This is a genomic window from Kordia antarctica, from assembly GCF_009901525.1.
Classification (GTDB): Bacteria; Bacteroidota; Bacteroidia; order Flavobacteriales; family Flavobacteriaceae; genus Kordia; species Kordia antarctica.
The window spans coordinates 2,007,584-2,026,410 of record NZ_CP019288.1; the positions used below are offsets into that span (position 1 = coordinate 2,007,584).

The following is an 18,827-nucleotide window of genomic DNA, read 5'->3' on the forward strand; positions in this document are numbered from 1 at the left end:
CAACCAAGTTGGAGTTATATATCATGAGTAAATTACTTTTTATTATAAAGTACTTACGTGCTTAGCAAGCTTAGATTTTAAGTTAGCAGCTTTATTATCATGGATAATATTACGCTTTGCTAGCTTATCAATCATTGATACTACATTTGAGAATAAAGCTTCAGCTTCTTTCTTATCTGTAATGTCTTTTAATTTCTTAATAGCATTACGCGTAGTTTTGTGCTGATATTTGTTTCTTAGACGCTTCGTCTCGTTACTTCTGATTCTCTTTAATGCTGACTTGTGATTTGCCATCTCTTTTTTTAATTATCTTTTTTTAAACTTAATGTTTAGTAGCCCGTAGGGGATTCGAACCCCTGTTACCAGGATGAAAACCTGGCGTCCTAACCCCTAGACGAACGGGCCATCATTTTTCAATGAGGATGCAAATTTAATTTATTAATTAAGATTTGCAAATAAAACTTACAGAAATATTAGTAGCCCGTAGGGGATTCGAACCCCTGTTACCAGGATGAAAACCTGGCGTCCTAACCCCTAGACGAACGGGCCATTATTTCTGTTAGCGGAGGCAAAAATACAACTATTTTTATACGCTCCAAGGATTTTTAAAAGTTTTTTCAACTTTTTTTAATATGCTTTTGCAAATAACACTCTCTTAGTTGATTTCTGTCCCGAATATACACATTTCCCTTCTTCTTCCAAAGCATCTAGAGGAATACAACGAATAGTTGCTTTTGTTAATTCTTTTATTTTATTTTCTGTTTCCGCTGTACCATCCCAATGTGCTAAAACAAATCCGCCTTTCTTTTCTATTACATTTTTGAATTCTTCAAATGTATCTACTGTTGTAGTATGTTCATCTCTGTAATTTTTTGCTTTGGAGAATAAGTTTTCTTGAATTTTCTCTAAGAGATTTAAAACAGTTTCTACGACTTCGTCTTGTGCTACTGATTGTTTTTCAAATGTATCTCTACGAGCAATTTCTAGCGTACCATTTTCTAGATCACGTGCGCCTATGGCAATTCGTAATGGAACTCCTTTTAATTCCCATTCAGCAAATTTGGCGCCTGGTCGTAGCGTATCTCTTTTATCAAACTTGAAAGAAACTCCTTTTGCTTTTAATTGATCGGTTATTTCTGTTACTTTTTCAGCAATTGCATCAAATTGCTCATCATTTTTATATATCGGTACAAATACAACTTGGATTGGCGCTAGTTTTGGTGGCAATACCAATCCTGCGTCGTCACTGTGTGTCATAATTAATCCGCCTACTAATCGCGTAGAAACTCCCCAAGAGGTTGCCCAAACTAATTCTTGTTTTCCTTCTTTGGTTACATATTTTACATCGAATGCTTCTGCAAAGTTTTGCCCTAAAAAGTGCGATGTTCCAGCTTGTAATGCTTTCCCATCTTGCATTAACGCTTCAATTGTATGGGTATCTACTGCTCCTGCAAAACGTTCGCTTTCAGTTTTTGCTCCTTTTATAACTGGCATTGCCATGAAATCTTCTGCAAATTCAGCATATACTTTTTGCATTAGTAGTGATTCCGTTATGGCTTCTGCTTTTGTTGCGTGTGCTGTGTGTCCTTCTTGCCATAAAAATTCGGCTGTTCTTAAGAATAAACGCGTACGCATTTCCCAACGCACAACATTTGCCCACTGATTGATTAAGATTGGTAAATCTCTGTATGATTGAATCCATTTTTTATAGGTGCTCCAAATAATTGCTTCACTTGTTGGACGCACAATTAGCTCTTCTTCTAGTTTTGCATTTGGGTCAACAATGAGTTTTCCTTCGTTATCTGGATCCGATTTTAATCGATAATGTGTTACGACTGCACACTCTTTTGCGAAGCCTTCTGCGTTTTTTTCTTCTGCTTCAAAGAGACTTTTTGGTACAAATAGTGGAAAATAGGCGTTTTCATGTCCAGTTTCTTTAAACATTTTATCTAATTGTGCCTGCATTTTTTCCCAAATTGCATAGCCATACGGTTTGATTACCATACAACCTCTAACGGCTGAGTTCTCAGCTAAATCAGCCTTTACGACCAATTCGTTATACCATTTTGAGTAATCCTCTGTTCTCTTTGTTAATTTCTTGCTCATCTTTAGTAGTTTGGCACAAATATTGTGAATATGTTAAATATAAAATAGTTTCGACAAAACTAACTATTTTTGTATTGTTCAACAATTAAATCTAGGAGATATGCGAGTAATTTACCATTTAAAAAACAACATAAGCGCTATACACGTTTTAGCCATCACTTTTTTAACGTTAACATCATGTGGTACGTATCAACAAGCTACGTATGATGATGGTATTTATAGTTCTGACCAAGAAAGAACACAAACTACTGAAGTTGTAAATACTGGCAATGACCCATATCAAAATTATTTTGAACAAAAATCACTTGAGGCAGATGATGTCTATGGAGATGTTTTTACAGATGTAGATTCATATTCTAGTCAAGAAAACGGTGACTCTGAAGTTAATGTTGACGCAATTGGATATACCGAAAGTTATTCTGCTTGGGGACAAACTACCGAAGATATTACTATTAATGTTTACAGCGGTGGCTTTGGTTTCTATTCTCCTTACAGATATGGATTATGGAACAGAGGTTTTTGGGGTTGGAACAACGGTTGGAATAACGGCTGGAACAATTGGGGCTGGAATGCAGGACTTTGTGGGTACGGAGGATATTACGGATCGTATGGATATTATGGCGGTTACGGAGGATATTACGGATCAAACTGGGGTAATCCATATTACAGAAATGGTTACAACGGATACGCATATAATAGAGGAAGAAGAAATTACGCAAGTAGAGCTTCAGCAAATAGAAGAGCTAATTACTACTCAAGAACTACAAATAGAAACAGTATTAGTAGATATTCAAATACTCGTTCTTCAATAAGAAATAGTAATAGTACTATTAGATCAACTAGAAATACTCGTAATAACAATAATACCATAAGATCAACTAGAAATACTCGCAATAACAATAATACCGTAAGATCAACTAGAAATACAAGAAACACAAACACTAGAGCTACAAGAAACACGAGAAATACTAATACCAATACGAGAGCTACTAGAAACAATAGTCAAACAAGATCTACGCGGTCTTCTAGCAGTCGTCCATCTGTAAGATCATCATCAAGCAGAAGCTCTTCTTCATCTACAAGATCATCAGGAAGTAGTTCTTCTAGCAGAAGTTCATCAAAAAGAGGTGGAAGAAACTAATCACACACATTAATATATTATCCTAAAGAAATACTAAAAAAATTATGAAAAAAGTATTTATACTATTCATAGGTGTGCTTACTATGTCTGTAAGTAATTCCCAAAATATAAGCGATGTTGTTCGGTATTCTACTGAAAACTTAAACGGAACAGCGCGTTTTAAAGCAATGAGCGGAGCTTTTGGAGCTCTTGGAGGTGATTTCACTGCATTTTCAATAAACCCTGCAGGATCGGCTGTTTTCACCAATAGTGAGGTTGCAGTTTCATTGAGTAATTATAACAATGATAATGATGTTTCTTATTTTGGAACAGTTACTAATAGAAATGAATCCGAATTTGATTTGAATCAGGCCGGAATCGTTTTTGTTTTCAACAATATGGGCGATAGCGATTGGAAAAAAATATCGCTAGGTGTAAATGTTCAAAATAATAACAATTTTTACAATACTATTTTCGCCACTGGACGAAATCAGTCTAGAGGTATTGGAGATTATTTTACATTTTTTGCCAACGGACAAGAGTTAGGCGTAATTGCCCAACAACCTGGCGAAAGTGACACAGATACGTATTTGATACTTGGAGAAGATTATGGTTTTGCAGCACAACAAGCTTTTTTAGGATATGAAGGATTTGCCATTAATCCAAATGTCGATGATGATGCAAATACTTCTTACAGTCCGAATGCAAATTATGCTTCTGGAGCAGATCATGATTACATCTTACAAACTTCTGGTTTCAACAGAAAATATACATTTAATGTAGCCGCGCAATATAGAGATAATTTATATTTAGGATTAAACATAAACTCACACGATGTAGATTACAGAGAACGTAAAGTATTGATTGAAACACCTGTTGATGCTACTTCAGGTTTACAATATGCCGAATTTTCTAACGAATTATACACCTACGGAACAGGTATTTCTTTTCAAGTTGGAGCAATTTTAAAATTGAAAGATGTTCGTTTAGGAGCTTCGTATCAGTCGCCAACTTGGTATAGCTTAAATGATGAATTGATTCAAAGTTTCAGCACTGATTTTAGAGATCCAAACAATCCAAGTGACATTCTGAGAAGAGACATTTTCCCTAATGTTGTAAATGCATATAAACAACACAGAATCGTTACTCCAGGAAATATTACAGGAAGTTTTGCTTACATTTTTGGCAAACAAGGATTGATTAGTTTTGACTATTCTTTGAAAGATTACACACATGCAAAAATCCGTCCTACCAACGATTTCATTACAACTAATAGTAATATTGAAAATCGACTACAAACGGCTTCTACCTATAGAATTGGTGGTGAATACAGAATAAAACAATTCAGTTTACGTGGCGGATATCGCTTTGAGGAAAGTCCATACAAAAACGGAACAACTATTGGTGATTTAGATGGCTACTCTTTAGGATTAGGATATAATTTTGGAAGTATGTCTGTTGATGTTGCTTATGACAGAAGCGAGCAAGCTAAAAACCCACAACTTTTTCAAGCTGGTTTAACTGATGTTGCAAACATTAATAATATAAATTCAAACGTTACTGTATCACTTTCGTTTAAATTATAATATATCATCACAACCGATTGATTTAAAAACCTTTACTAAAACCTCATTTGTAATAAAATGAGGTTTTTTTATGCTTTATTTTTTTAAATTTACTCTGATTCAGTCGGAAATAGTAATTTCAAATTTATGTAATGTATCAAACATATTTTTAAACTCACTTTGGGTTGAATACTATCGTACGATTCTGTAACTAAATGCAATACTTCTTCCAAATTATCAAAAGTGTCATTGTATGAAATTTGAATCAAAAGTTTTTCTGGATTACTACAATATCTATCTAGTTTCCCTTTGTTTAAATAATTTCGTTGCATAATATTTTTTAGACTATCTAATGTATATGGTACAGAAAATTTATAAACACTATCATTATGAATTTTAATTATATTTTTTTGCTTGTGTAAAATTCTTTCAAGACTTTCTGGAGAACTATTATGTAGATTAATAACTTTTTGAATATTCTCTTTTTTGATTGAAATTTGTGGAATACTATCACTATAAGTCAAATTATCAATACGATTCAATAACATTTCATACTGTTTGAAGCTACTCAAAGTTAATAACACTTCCCTATTTTCTTTTCCTGTTTGATAATTCCCGTATTTTTTAACTACTTTTTGTTTTTGATCTCTACCACATGCGACAAAGAAAATCAGCATAATTATTACAATAAAACGTATGACTTGATTGAGTTTCATAATCTAAAATAAGCATAAAAAAACCGAAGAATTTTAGATCCTTCGGTTTTTCTACTATTTTATTTTTCTGTTTAATTTATCTCTTCAGCGTAAAGTGATTGATAAATTCTTTTGGCGATCCGTTAAATGGATCTACATATTCTACTTTGAACCAATAATCAGCCGATGGCATTGGCGTTCCGTTGTACGTTCCGTCCCAACCTTGTCCTGCTGGACTTATTTGTTTTAGCAATTTTCCATATCTGTCAAAAATGTAAATTCTAGCACCTGGCTGATTACGAAGTCCAATAATATTCCATGTCGGATGGTATTCATCTCCGTTTGGAGTGAAGAATTGCATAAAGTCGATTAACTCAAAAGTTCTTACAAGTTCTCCACAACCGTTGGTGTCTCTAACAGTTACGGTATGTTCACCTGGCTGAAGGTCTAAGAATGTTCCATCTACTTGCCAATCTCCATCATCTAATTGATATTCGTAACTACCTGATCCGCCACTTGCTGTTGCAACCACATTGTGCGTATCTGCAAAAGCTGGTGTGGTCACTTGTATGTCTAAAATACTTGGCGACGAAGATGCCTCGTACGTTACACTATCATCAAAAGTACAATTGGTTGCATTGTTTCCGTCGGTTACAATTACGCTGTACGTTCCTGCCATATCAACCGTAACTGTTGCGTTTGTCGATGTTCCGTTTGGTGTTGTCCACTGATACGTATATCCTGCGCCAAAGTCTGAACCAATAGTTCTGATGTCTGTTGCTATTCCTGTATCTGCATTTACACACAGAATATCATCTGCTGGCAAGCTAAATACTGGCAATGGATTTACTTGTAACATCACGATTACTGGATCTGATAAACAACCAGTAATGGTTTGACGAACTCTCGCAAATAATGTTTGCGGATTTGAGGTGTTTGTATAACTCGTTGCATTTGCAATTGCGTTGATATCTGCATCGGCATCTGCCATGTTTTCATAATACGCTACTGCCATGTCCATTTGCCCGTTTATGATAGTTGCATCAAGCGTTGTTAAATCAAATACGGCGGTATTTTGATCTGCCTGATCTGTTGCGCAAAGTTCATACGTTGGTGGCGCAGTTGCTGTTGGAATTGGTTCTACACTGAGTTCCAAACTTGCAATGTTGTTGGTATTTACACATCCTGTTGTATCGTTTACTACTCTAATAAATACCGTTTGTGGATCGGTTGTGTTTTCAAATCCGTTGGCTAATGCGCCTGTTCCAGCTAAAGCATCTGCCACAGTTGGATGATACGTTACTGTAAAGTCTGCTACATCTTGCGGAGTTGTTAATAAATCTAGCGAAGCTGTGACAACATCCCAATCAAATTGACCTACATTGTCATTGTCATATTCACAAAATACATAGGTAAAAGCAATATCTGTTAGCACAGGAAGTGGATTTACCACAACTGGTAATTCTACAATTTTATAACATGGAAGCATGTTGCTATCAATCTGAATGTCGCTTTCTACTCGCACATAGATAATGACTTGTCCGTTTGCATTGGCGTTTGCCATGTCAACGTTATACATCGTTGGATCAATAATTGGATTGATATCATCATCTGCGTCCATTTGTGTAGTATGATAACTTACGCTCACATTACTTTCATTGTCTACAATTTCATCTTCTGATTGAGTTAAATCGAAAATCAGCATTCCGTTAGTTGCATCTCCATCGCTGTCGTCATCACACGCTTCTAAGATTGTTGGCGTTGTGTTTGGTGTTGGAATTGGAAGTACACGAAGTGTCATGGTAATATCTGTAGTACATCCTGCTGGATTAGTTGCTTGAATGTAAATCACTTGCGGATTCGTTACGTTTTGATACGCTGTTGGATCAACAATTGGAGTATCACTGTTTAAGTCTGCTTGATTTGCGTAATAAGTCAATGTTAAACTCGTATTTCCACCTGTGATTTCGATGTATTTTTCAGTAAGATCGAAGGTTGAAATTTCATCACTTTCATCGCCACTTTCGAGGTCATCACAAAGTGAAAATGCTGTTGGTTGCACAAGTACTGGCGGACCAACTACAATGATATCAAAGTCTTCAATTGCGTAACAATCCGTTGCGTTATCTTCTAATCGCACCCAAATTGTTTGTTGATTGATTGTAGTATTTGTATAGTTTGTAAGATTTACAATTGGTGAAACATCATCAATCGCATCTTGTTCAGTTTCGTGATAGCTTAGCGTGAAGTTTCCTGGCGTTTGTGTTCCGTAGATTTCTGTTTGCGTTTCAGTCAAATCAAACATTGCAAAACCATCTAAACTGTTTGCATCATCACATTCTTCTAAGTCTGTAATATTTAATGGCAATACCGGAATTGGAATTACATTTAATTGCAATGGAGTTACCGTGAAACAGCCAGTAACGGTATTTGTAGCAAGCACATAAATCGTTTGACTGTCCATGACAATGTTTGTATATGGACTCGGTAAAACGTTTAAGTTATTGTTCGCGTCAGCTTCTGTTTCATGAAAAGTATATACAACATCTGGCTCGTTGTTGATAATATCACTGATTAGCGCATCTAAATCAAAAGCAGTAAAACCGTCATTGTCATCATCACAGGTTTCTGCGTCAAGCATTCCACTTGGATTTAATGTTGGACTTGGCAGTGGATTTACTCTAAGATCGAAAGTAATTGTGTTTTCACAGCCTGTAGTATCGTTCGTTGCTTTTACAAAAATGGTTTGTACACCAATTTCTGTATTGCTATACATTGTTGGAGTTGCGATTGGTGTATCACTTGTCAAATCAGCCATGTTTGCATAGTATTGCAAGCTGATTCCTGGAACGTTGTTTAGTAATTGTTCTGCTAATGAAGTTAAATCAAAAACTTCAATTCCGTTGTTTAAAGAAATCGCATCACACGTTTCTAATCCTGCAAGTTGCGTCAGTACTGGAAGCTGGTTTACAATCAGTGTTAAGTTCGTAATACTGAAACAATCTGTTGCCATATCTTCCACACGAACCCAAATCACTTGTGGACTTGGCGGAATGTTGCTGTAAGCGTTTGTATTGTTGATTTCTCCTGTGTTTGTTCCCGCAATAGCGTTTGCTTGCGTATTGTAATACCGAACTGTATGCGTTGTTGGATCTTCTCCGTTTAGAATGTCTGTTTCACTTTGCGTGAGATCGAACTGAGCAATATCATCTGCGGAAGCGTCATCACATTCTGCTAAACTTACCGCATCTAACCCAGCAATTTCTGGAGAATCATGCACGATTAAAGCAAGTGGAACTACATTGAAACAACCTGTAATTACATTTTCCACACGAACATAAATTGTTTGATTGTATGCGTTGATATTTGTATATGTATCAGCAAGTGGATTCACATCATTGTCTGCATCTTCTGGAGTTTCGTGGTAAGTAACTGTTACCTGACCTGGAATGACGCCGCCTGTAACTTCACTTTCTGTACTTCGAATGTTAAAGATTCCGAAACCATCGTTGTCTGTGTCGCAGTATTCTAAAGGTGTTGCTGGAAAAACCGCAGGCGTATCATTGATGTTTACGGTAAGTTGTGTGGTATTATGACAACCAGTATTTATATCTTCTACACGAACAAAAACCGTATATGTAGTTGGTGTAGCTGTATTTTCATAAGGCATTACAAGCGCATTGACATCGCCATCTGCATCGCCTTGCGTTAAGTGATAGGATACATTTAAGTCTGGATTAGAAGCTGTAATTTCATCATTTTTAACTGATAAATCTGTTGGTGCTACTCCGTCTGCTGTTTCATCGTCACATACATCTAGCGGCGTTGGAACATCAAAAACAGGAAGTGGTCGTACTAGCAATTGAAAGCTTCCTACTTGCACACATCCAAGTGAGTTTGTTGCACGAACCCAAATAAAATCTTCATGAGTACCATTTACATTGGTAACAGCACCCATATTTGTATCTGCGTCTATTTCTGTCAAATGATACGTAATGGTTAAGCCAACTTGTCCGTTTTCCACAGTAGTGGTATGCATCGTTAAATCAAACATTTCCATCATGTCACCTGGATTGTTAAAATCACACGCAATCATTGGTGGAATGTTATCTAGGTTTGGAAGTGGATCTACAATAAGTGTTACTTCTACAACATCAAAACAACCTGTTATATTATCTTCTACACGTGCATAAATAATTTGTAATGAAGGAGTTGTTGTTGTGTATAAACCTACTATTTCTGTTCCTGCAACGCCAGCTTGCGCTACTGTCTCATCTTCGTAATACGTTACCGTAGCAGTTCCTGCCAAAGCACCTAATATTTCAGCATCTTTGGTTGACAAGTCAAAAGTTCCAAGTCCATTGGTATCATTTCCGTCAGAATCATCACATACGCTATACGGTGTTGGTGTGTTAGCCGTGATACTTGGATTTACTTGTAAATCTAAAGTAGACGTGTTTACACAACCTGTAACTGTATTTACGATACGAATATGCACCGTTTGCATAAACGCAGTTGTATTGGTATACGGAGAAGTAAGTGCTGTTCCGACTCCAGTTTGTGCTTCGCCTGGCGTTTCGTAATAAGTAATTGCCATTGCGTCCGTAGAAGTTTGTCCCGCTAGGATTTCTGCATCAGCATCTGTTAATGTAAAAGGAAAGAAACCATCAGTATCATCATCACATTCTTGCAACATCGTTGGCGTTACTGCAACTGGCAATGGATTGACCGCCAACGTAAAACTTGTCGTGGCGAAACAATCGTTTCCTACTTCTGTGCTTTCAATTCGAACAAAGATTACTTCTGAATCGCTTCCTGCATACGTTGTAGGCAATGGATTCATATCATCGTTAGCATCAGTTTGACTGGAATGAAAAGTAATATTGAAATCGGCAGGATTTTGTGTATCTAATATTGAAGGTTCTTGTAATGTAAAGTCAAAATCTTCAAAAGTATCTCCATTATCATCACAAGCTGCAATGTTTGAAGGCTGATTCGCGATAGGCTGTGTATTGAGTTGAATGTCAAATTGAGTTGTATCATTACAATTTGTATTGTCATTATTTTCTATCCTCACATATATTGTTTGAGGATTTGTAGTGTTTGTAAATGCTATTGGTAATGGACTTACATTGTTCAGCGCATCATCCATTGATGCATGATAGGTTATTGTAAACTGAGTAGGATCTTGTGTCCCCAATACTTGAACATCATAGTCAGTAAGTGTAAAGTTTGCGACATCATCATTCGTATCATCATCACATATAATTACATCTGCAACAGGGTTTGCAACAGCTAACGTGTATACTTCTAAGTCAAAATTTGTAGTTGCAAAACACATTCCTGATGAATCTTCTATTCTCACAAATACAGTTTCAGGATTTCCTGCGTTCGTGTATAGTGTTGGCAATGGATTTATGTCCATTTCTGCATCGTCAAGTGTATTGTAGTATGAGATATTGAACATTGTTGAATCTTGCGTAAGTAACACATCATTATTCACTAACGACAAGTCGAATTCAACATTCGTAACACCATCTGGAGCACATTCTAGCAGGTTATTGGGTTGATTTGCAATAGGCACAGGAGCATATTCTATGACAACACTGTCATCTATACTACAGTTTGTAGAAACTGCAACATTTACCGAATATATAGCTGATGTTGTGATATCTAGTGTTGGCCCTGTTTCTCCTACAAGTTCAACAGTATCCATAAACCATGTATATGTTGCTGTAGTTACAGGCGATTCTGCATTTAAAGTGATTGTTTCTCCTTCACAAACTGGGTTTCCTGCTGTGATTAATCTATCTAAACCTAAATCTAAAGCTCCAATATCAAAACTTCCTCCTTCAAGAAATACTGCGGAGTCAAATGAAGAATCTATATAGTCAGATATTACTAATTTTATGGTGTATGTTTCTCCTGGAATTACCTCAGATTGGGCTACTAAAGAAACGGTTTGCCCATCAAATTCAGTCGATCCATTATTACTTCCAGCTGTATCGTAATATTCTGGAAAGGCAAATTGTCCAAGTCCAGGACCACAAGTAAACGTATGAATGTTTGTTATACTTGCTGGAATATTTGAGTTTGGAAGTAATGCAATATTTTTTCCTCCTAAATCTAAGTTAAGTTCAGCTGTTGCTGGATTTGCATCGTGATCGTAAAGGTTAGAATTTGAAATTCCAGGACCACTTAATATAAACGCAAATGTATCGGCAAAATCACACGGATAATTTGCACTAGTTGTGTATTCTTCTGATGCTAATATATACCTAAAACTAATTCGATCCGATAAAGGAACAAATTCAAATTCAATAGCAGTAGCATTAAAAACATTACTACCACCACCAATAAGTACTTGTAAATCCGGATCACCTGCCCAACTTGTTCCCCCAAAACTTAAGTTTGCACCGCTATTGTCAGCAATAGGAAGTAAACTAGAACTACTTAATATGATTCCTTCTGAGAATGGAAAAGCTGCAGTTCCTGAATTGAAATAACCATAACTCTCAAAACCCAAGTTAGCACCATTTTGTTCGCCTGCTAAATTATCTGCTCCACTATGGTTTGTTACTCTAATATTTCCAGGCTCATTTCCACAAACATCCTGAAATAAAACGCCTACGACTAACTGCTCAGGAGTGTACGTATTGTCTACGGTAATTGACTGCGAGTATGCTTGCAGCCCTATAAATAACAGTAAAATAAGTAGTATTTTAGCCCTCATAAAGTGTGGTTTATGGTTAGTTCTTAGGTATAATTGTGTCAAATATATTAATAAGGATATTAATCTTGTGTTTTTTAACAGAAAACATAAGAGAACTCCTCTTTATTGTTGCTGAATTTTATAATATTTTTACAAAAAACTGAAGAATTTTATATCTTTCGGTTTTTGTATTTCTAAGTTGTTTAATAATTTACCTCTTCAAACTAAAATGATTAATAAATTCTTTTAGCGTTCCACTAAATGGATCTACATATTCTACTTTAAACCAATAATCCGCTGATGGCATTGGCGTTCCGTTGTAGGTTCCGTCCCAACCTTGTCCTGCTGGACTTATTTGTTTGAGAAGTTTTCCATATCTGTCAAAGATGTAAATTCGTGCACCTGGCTGATTACGAAGTCCGATAATATTCCATGTCGGATGGTATTCATCTCCGTTTGGAGTGAAGAATTGCATAAAGTCGATTAACTCAAAAGTTCTTACAAGTTCTCCACAACCGTTGGTGTCTCTAACAGTTACGGTATGTTCACCTGGCTGAAGGTCTAAGAATGTTCCATCTACTTGCCAATCTCCATCATCCAACTGATATTCGTAACTTCCTGAACCGCCACTTGCGGTTGCTACTACATTATGCGTATCTGCAAAAGCTGGTGTTGTAACTTGTATGTCTAAAATACTTGGCGACGATGATGCTTGATAACTTACACTATCATCAAAAGTACAATTGGTTGCATTGTTTCCATCGGTCACAATTACGCTATACGTTCCTGCTTGATCTACGGTAACGGTTGCGTTTGTCGATGTTCCACTTGGTGTTGTCCACTGATAGGTGAATCCTGCGCCAAAGTCTGAACCAATAGTTCTGATGTCTGTTGCGATTCCTGTATCTGCATTGACACACAGAATATCATCTGCTGGCAAGCTAAATACTGGCAATGGATTTACTTGTAACATCACGATTACTGGATCTGATAAACAACCAGTAATGGTTTGACGAACTCTCGCAAATAATGTTTGCGGGTTTGAAGTGTTTGTATAACTCGTTGCATTTGCAATTGCGTTGCTGTCTGCATCGGCATCTGCCATGTTTTCATAATACGCTACTGCCATGTCCATTTGCCCGTTTATGATTGTAGCATCAAGCGAAGTTAAATCAAATACGGCTGTATCTTGATCTGCCTGATCTGTCGCACATAATTCATACGTTGGTGGCGCAGTTGCTGTCGGAATTGGTTCTACACTGAGTTCCAAACTTGCAATGTTATTGGTGTTTACACAACCTGTGGTATCGTTTACTACTCGGATAAATACCGTTTGTGGATCGGTTGTGTTTTCAAATCCGTTGGCTAAAGCCGCTGTTCCAGCTAATGCATCTGTCACAGTTGGATGATAGGTTACTGTAAAATCAGCTACATCTTGTGGAGTTGTTAGTAAATCTAGCGAAGCTGTCACAACATCCCAATCAAATTGACCTACATTATCATTGTCATATTCACAAAATACATAGGTAAAAGCAATATCTGTTAGCACTGGAAGTGGATTTACCACAACTGGTAATTCTACCACTTTATAACATGGAAGCATGTTGCTATCAATCTGAATATCACTTTCTACTCGCACATAGATAATGACTTGTCCGTTTGCATTGGCTGTTGCCATGTCCACATTGTACATCATTGGATTAGCAATTGGATTGATGTCATCATTCGCATCTTCAACCGTTGTGTGGTAACTTACGCTCACATTACTTTCATTGTCTACAATTTCATCTTCTGATTGAGTTAAATCGAAAATAAGCATTCCGTTAGTTGCATCTCCATCGCTGTCGTCATCACACGCTTCTAAGATTGTTGGCGTTGTGTTTGGTGTTGGAATTGGAAGTACACGAAGTGTCATTGTAATATCTGTGGTACATCCTGCGGCGTTTGTTGCACGGATATAAATCACTTGCGGATTCACAACGTTTTGATACGCTGTTGGATCTGTTATTGGCGTATTACTGTTTAAGTCTGCTTGGTTTGCGTAATAGGTAAGTGTTAAACTCGTATTTCCACCTGTGATTTCAATATATTTTTCAGTAAGATCGAAGGTTGAAATTTCATCACTTTCATCGCCGCTTAACTCATCATCACAAAGTGAAAATGCTGTTGGTTGCACAAGTACTGGAGGACCAACTACAATGATATCGAAGTCTTCAATGGCGTAACAATCCGTTGCATTGTCTTCTAATCGTACCCAAATTGTTTGTTGATTGATTGTGGTATTTGTGTAATTGGTAAGATTTACAATTGGCGAAACATCATCAATGGCATCTTGTTCAGTTTCGTGATAGCTTAGCGTGAAGTTCCCTGGCGTTTGTGTTCCGTAGATTTCTGTTTGAGTTTCGGTAAGATCGAACATTGCAAAACCATCTAAATTGTCTGCATCGTCACATTCTTCTAAGTCTGTAATATTTAATGGCAATACTGGAATTGGAATGACATTTAATTGCAATGGAGTTACCGTGAAACAGCCAGTAACGGTATTAGTCGCCAAGACATAAATCGTTTGACTATCCATGACAATGTTTGTATATGGACTCGGTAAAACGTTTAAGTTATTGTTCGCGTCAGCTTCTGTTTCATGAAAAGTGTACACCACATCTGGTTCGTTGTTGATAATGTCATTGATTAATGCATCTAAATCAAAAGCAGTAAAACCATCATTGTCATCATCACACGTTTCTGCGTCTAGCATTCCACTTGGATTTAGTGTTGGACTTGGTAATGGATTCACTCTAAGATCAAAAGTAATTGTGTTTTCACAGCCTGTAGTGTCGTTCGTTGCTTTTACAAAAATGGTTTGTACGCCAATTTCTGTATTGCTATACATTGTTGGGTCGGCTATTGGTGTATCGCTTGTCAAGTCAGCCATGTTTGCATAGTATTGCAAGCTGATTCCTGGAACGTTGTTTAGTAATTGTTCTGCTAATGAAGTTAAATCAAAAACTTCAATTCCGTTGTTTAAAGAAATCGCATCACACGTTTCTAATCCTGCGAGTTGCGTCAGTACAGGAAGTTCGTTTACAATTAAAGTCAAATTCGTAATACTGAAACAATCTGTTGCCATATCTTCCACACGAACCCAAATGATTTGTGGACTTGGTGGAATGTTGCTGTAAGCATTTGTATTGTTAATTTCTCCTGCGACAGTTCCCGCAATAGCGTTTGCTTGGGTATTGTAATAGCGAACTGTATGCGTTGTTGGATCTTCTCCGTTTAGAATGTCTGTTTCACTTTGGGTGAGATCGAACTGCGCAATATCATCTGCGGAAGCGTCATCACATTCTGAAAGACTTACCGCGTCTAACCCAGCAATTTCTGGAGAATCATGCACGATTAAAGCAAGTGGAACTACATTGAAACATCCCGTAAGGACATTCTCTACACGCACATAAATCGTTTGATTGTAAGCGTTGATATTGGTGTACGTATCTGGTAATGAGTTTACATTGTTGTCTGCATCTTCTGGTGTTTCGTGGTAGGTGACAGCAATGTCCATTTGCATTCCGCCAGTAATTTCATTTTCAGAATCTCTAATATTGAAAATTCCGAAGCCGTCGTTGTCTGTGTCGCAGTATTCTAAAGGCGTTGCAGGAAAAACTGTTGGCGCATCTGTAACTGAGAGGTTTAAGGTCGTAGTTTCGTAACAGCCTGAGTTTCCAGTTTCAACGCGCACAAATACCGTTTGCGGATTACTCGTGTTTGTGTATGGAACAGCCAATGGATTCGTGTCATTTTCGGCGTCAGCCAAAGTCAAATAATATTGAACAGAAAATCCAGGTTGATTGTTTACAATTTCAGCACTTCTTACATTTAAATCAATTGCCGTAAAACCATCTGAAGTTTCATCGTCACAGACAATTAAATCACTAGGCATATTTACAACCGGAGGATTATCAAATAATAAATCAAAAGAAGTTGTAGCACTACACGTGTTTCCAGTTTCTGTACTTTCGATTCGAACAAACATTGTTTCTCCATTTGAACCATTATACATAGTAGCCAACGGATTTACATCATTGCTAGCATCCATTTGATTGGCATGAAAAGTAATGTTCAAATCGGCAGGATTTTGTGTATCAAGTATTGTGGATTCTTGCGTAGACAAGTCGAAAATTTCCATTCCGTTATTATCAAAGTCGCATGCAAACATATCATCTGGTTGATTTGCAATTGGCTGATTATTCACACAGATTTCAAAATTTGTAGTGTCGTAACATGTTGTGTTTGAATTGTTTTCAACTCGAACAAATATTTGCTCACATTGCGCTGTGTTTGTATATGGAAAAGTTAATGCGTTTATGTCAGCATCAGCATTTGTTTGACTTACATGATAGGTTACCATAAACATTGTGGGATCTTGCGTTCCTAAAACCGTAGCGTCTAAAGTTGTGAAATCAAACATTTCTATTCCATCATTTGAAGCATCATCACAAACAGAAAAATCAGCAATTGTATTTGCTATTGGTGACGCTTCAAAGAGTATTTGAAAAGACGTAATTGCAAAACAATCATTGTTAGTTAGTGTACTTTCGATTCGAACAAAAATTGTTTCCCCATTATTTCCCGTGTACATTGTTGGCAACGGATTTATATCATTGGTAGCATCTGTATTGCTTGCATGAAATGTGATGTTGAAATCGGCAGCATTTTGTGCTCCAAGTATGTCTGAAAGTTGTGTTGTAAAGTCATATTCTTCCGTTCCATTTCCATCTGAATCGCAAGAATTCATATCATTTGGTTGGTTCGCAATTGGTTGATAGTTTACACAGATTTCAAAATTTGTAGTGTCGTAACATGTTGTGTTTGAATTGTTTTCTATTCGAACAAATATTTGCTCGCATTGCGCGGTATTCGTATACGGAAAAGTTAACGCGTTTATGCCAGCATCAGCATTTGTTTGGCTTAAATGATACGTTACCGTAAACATTGTGGGATCTTGCGTTCCTAAAACCGTTGCATCTAAGGTTGTAAAATCAAACATTTCTGTTCCATCATTTGAAATGTCATCACAGACAGAAAAATCAGCAATTGTATTTGCTATTGGTGACGCTTCAAAGAGTATTTGAAAAGACGTAATTGCAAAACAATCATTGTTAGTTAGTGTACTTTCGATTCGAACAAAAATCGTTTCTCCATTAGTTCCCGTATACATTGTTGGCAACGGATTCATATCATTGGTAGCATCTGTATTATTTGCATGAAAAGTGATGTTGAAATCGGCAGCATTTTGTGTTCCGAGTATGTCTGAAAGTTGTGTTGTAAAGTCGTAATCTTCCGTTCCATTTCCATCTGAATCGCAAGAATTCATGTCATTTGGTTGGTTCGCAATTGGCTGATTGTTTATACATATTTCAAAATTTGTAGTGTCGTAACATGTTGTGTTTGAATTGTTTTCAACTCGAACAAATATTTGCTCACATTGCGCTGTGTTTGTATATGGAAAAGTTAATGCGTTTATGTCAGCATCAGCATTTGTTTGACTTACATGATAGGTTACCGTAAACATTGTGGGATCTTGTGTTCCTAAAACCGTTGCGTCTAAAGTTGTAAAATCAAACATTTCTATTCCATCATTTGAAGCATCATCACAAACAGAAAAATCAGCAATTGTATTTGCCGTAGGTATTGGATTGACTGTAATAGTGAAACTTTCCTGTATGATTTCGGCACAACTATTCGCAATGTTTACTGTGTATGTCGTTGTTGTAGTAGGTGTAAATGTTGGATTTGGAATTATTGGATTACTAACTCCTGTAACTGGAATCCAAGTGTATGACGTAGCGCCTGTAATTGTAGCATCGATTGTGTTAACAGTTTCGCCTTCGCAGATTGATTGATCGTCAAGAGATAATATATTTGCAAAAGAAACATAATCAAAACAAACACGTTGTAAATTTGTTGAGCCGCCAGTAGATCCTGTAAATCCGAAGAATGCATTTGTATTTCCAGAAAAAAGAGTATTTACAATATCTCCTGAATAGGAAAGGCGTAGTGCACAATCAAAATATACATCTATGGTAGTTGTTAAAGCTGTCCATTCTATTCGAATGATATGTTCTGCGCCATCTTCAATATTTCCTGATGTCGCTGAAGCTTGAATTGGTCCTGCTAAGTTTGTTCCTAAATTATGATTATTATTACCGTTGCTTACAATAGCAAGATGATCCAAAAACGGATCGCCTAAATCATTGTTTTGCCAAGTATCAAATTCGACAGCTAATGAGTTATTAATACCTTCGTAGCCCATTCCTCCACCAGGATTCCCAATTTCGGGTGTTGCTGTATTTTTTAGAATGAATGTAATTCCGTCTGCTCCATTTGCATCATTTGTACCGAAAAAACCTCTGAATTCAATGATGAAATCATTCGTCATATCAATTGGTGCACCATACCAAACGGCTCCAGACTGAAAGTTTACATTTTCTGTAATTTCAAAGCAATCACCTCCAATATCATTTGCACTTCCAATCAAAGTTGGCATTAGTTGTGCATTTAGTTGAAAGCAAAATAGGGCAAAGAATATTGATATAAAATTACTTGTCCTATTTATGTTTTTTGTTAAAATC

7 protein-coding genes and 2 tRNA genes are annotated in these 18,827 nt (G+C 36.6%); 2 read left to right on the top strand and 7 right to left on the bottom strand.

Annotated features, from left to right (window positions below; all coding sequences use genetic code 11):
* Window positions 1-42 precede the first annotated feature (42 nt).
* From rpsT to proS, 4 genes are all read right to left on the bottom strand, one after another.
* Entirely contained in the window at window positions 43-294 is a 252-nt protein-coding gene (gene rpsT / locus IMCC3317_RS08095; protein ID WP_160129021.1) for a 30S ribosomal protein S20, read from the bottom strand.
* 39 nt (window positions 295-333) lie between these two features.
* Window positions 334-405, bottom strand: a tRNA-Glu gene (locus IMCC3317_RS08100).
* A gap of 72 nt (window positions 406-477) precedes the next feature.
* Window positions 478-549 (bottom strand) — tRNA-Glu (locus IMCC3317_RS08105).
* A 78-nt stretch (window positions 550-627) separates the two neighbouring features.
* Window positions 628-2,106, bottom strand: coding sequence for a proline--tRNA ligase (gene proS, locus IMCC3317_RS08110; RefSeq protein WP_160129022.1), 1,479 nt, complete (start codon window positions 2,104-2,106; stop codon window positions 628-630).
* Between the two features lie 100 nt (window positions 2,107-2,206).
* Here proS and IMCC3317_RS08115 point away from each other — a divergent pair, with 100 nt between their 5' ends.
* Together IMCC3317_RS08115 and IMCC3317_RS08120 are read left to right on the top strand one after the other, a co-directional pair.
* Window positions 2,207-3,247 (top strand): hypothetical protein, encoded by a 1,041-nt coding sequence (locus IMCC3317_RS08115; RefSeq protein ID WP_160129023.1) that lies wholly within the window; start codon window positions 2,207-2,209, stop codon window positions 3,245-3,247.
* A 44-nt stretch (window positions 3,248-3,291) separates the two neighbouring features.
* Window positions 3,292-4,812, top strand: a complete 1,521-nt coding sequence (locus IMCC3317_RS08120) for an OmpP1/FadL family transporter (RefSeq protein ID WP_160129024.1) — start codon at window positions 3,292-3,294, stop codon at window positions 4,810-4,812.
* An 89-nt stretch (window positions 4,813-4,901) separates the two neighbouring features.
* Here IMCC3317_RS08120 and IMCC3317_RS08125 read toward each other — a convergent pair whose 3' ends face one another.
* The 3 genes from IMCC3317_RS08125 to IMCC3317_RS08135 form a co-directional block, all read right to left on the bottom strand.
* The gene (locus IMCC3317_RS08125; protein ID WP_160129025.1) at window positions 4,902-5,507 is read right to left on the bottom strand and encodes a hypothetical protein; all 606 of its coding nucleotides are present in this window, start codon (window positions 5,505-5,507) and stop codon (window positions 4,902-4,904) included.
* 76 nt (window positions 5,508-5,583) lie between these two features.
* Entirely contained in the window at window positions 5,584-12,219 is a 6,636-nt protein-coding gene (locus IMCC3317_RS08130; protein WP_160129026.1) for a T9SS type B sorting domain-containing protein, read from the bottom strand.
* A gap of 190 nt (window positions 12,220-12,409) precedes the next feature.
* Window positions 12,410-18,742, bottom strand: a complete 6,333-nt coding sequence (locus tag IMCC3317_RS08135) for a lectin-like domain-containing protein (protein WP_160129027.1) — start codon at window positions 18,740-18,742, stop codon at window positions 12,410-12,412.
* Between the last annotated feature and the right edge of the window lie 85 nt (window positions 18,743-18,827).

Coding starts and splice junctions, on each gene's coding strand:
- proS (WP_160129022.1), bottom strand. CDS start 2,106: ATGAGCAAGAAATTAACAAAGAGAACAGAGGATTACTCAAAATGGTAT.
- IMCC3317_RS08115 (WP_160129023.1), top strand. CDS start 2,207: ATGCGAGTAATTTACCATTTAAAAAACAACATAAGCGCTATACACGTT.
- IMCC3317_RS08130 (WP_160129026.1), bottom strand. CDS start 12,219: ATGAGGGCTAAAATACTACTTATTTTACTGTTATTTATAGGGCTGCAA.
- IMCC3317_RS08125 (WP_160129025.1), bottom strand. CDS start 5,507: ATGAAACTCAATCAAGTCATACGTTTTATTGTAATAATTATGCTGATT.
- IMCC3317_RS08135 (WP_160129027.1), bottom strand. CDS start 18,742: ATGCCAACTTTGATTGGAAGTGCAAATGATATTGGAGGTGATTGCTTT.
- IMCC3317_RS08120 (WP_160129024.1), top strand. CDS start 3,292: ATGAAAAAAGTATTTATACTATTCATAGGTGTGCTTACTATGTCTGTA.
- rpsT (WP_160129021.1), bottom strand. CDS start 294: ATGGCAAATCACAAGTCAGCATTAAAGAGAATCAGAAGTAACGAGACG.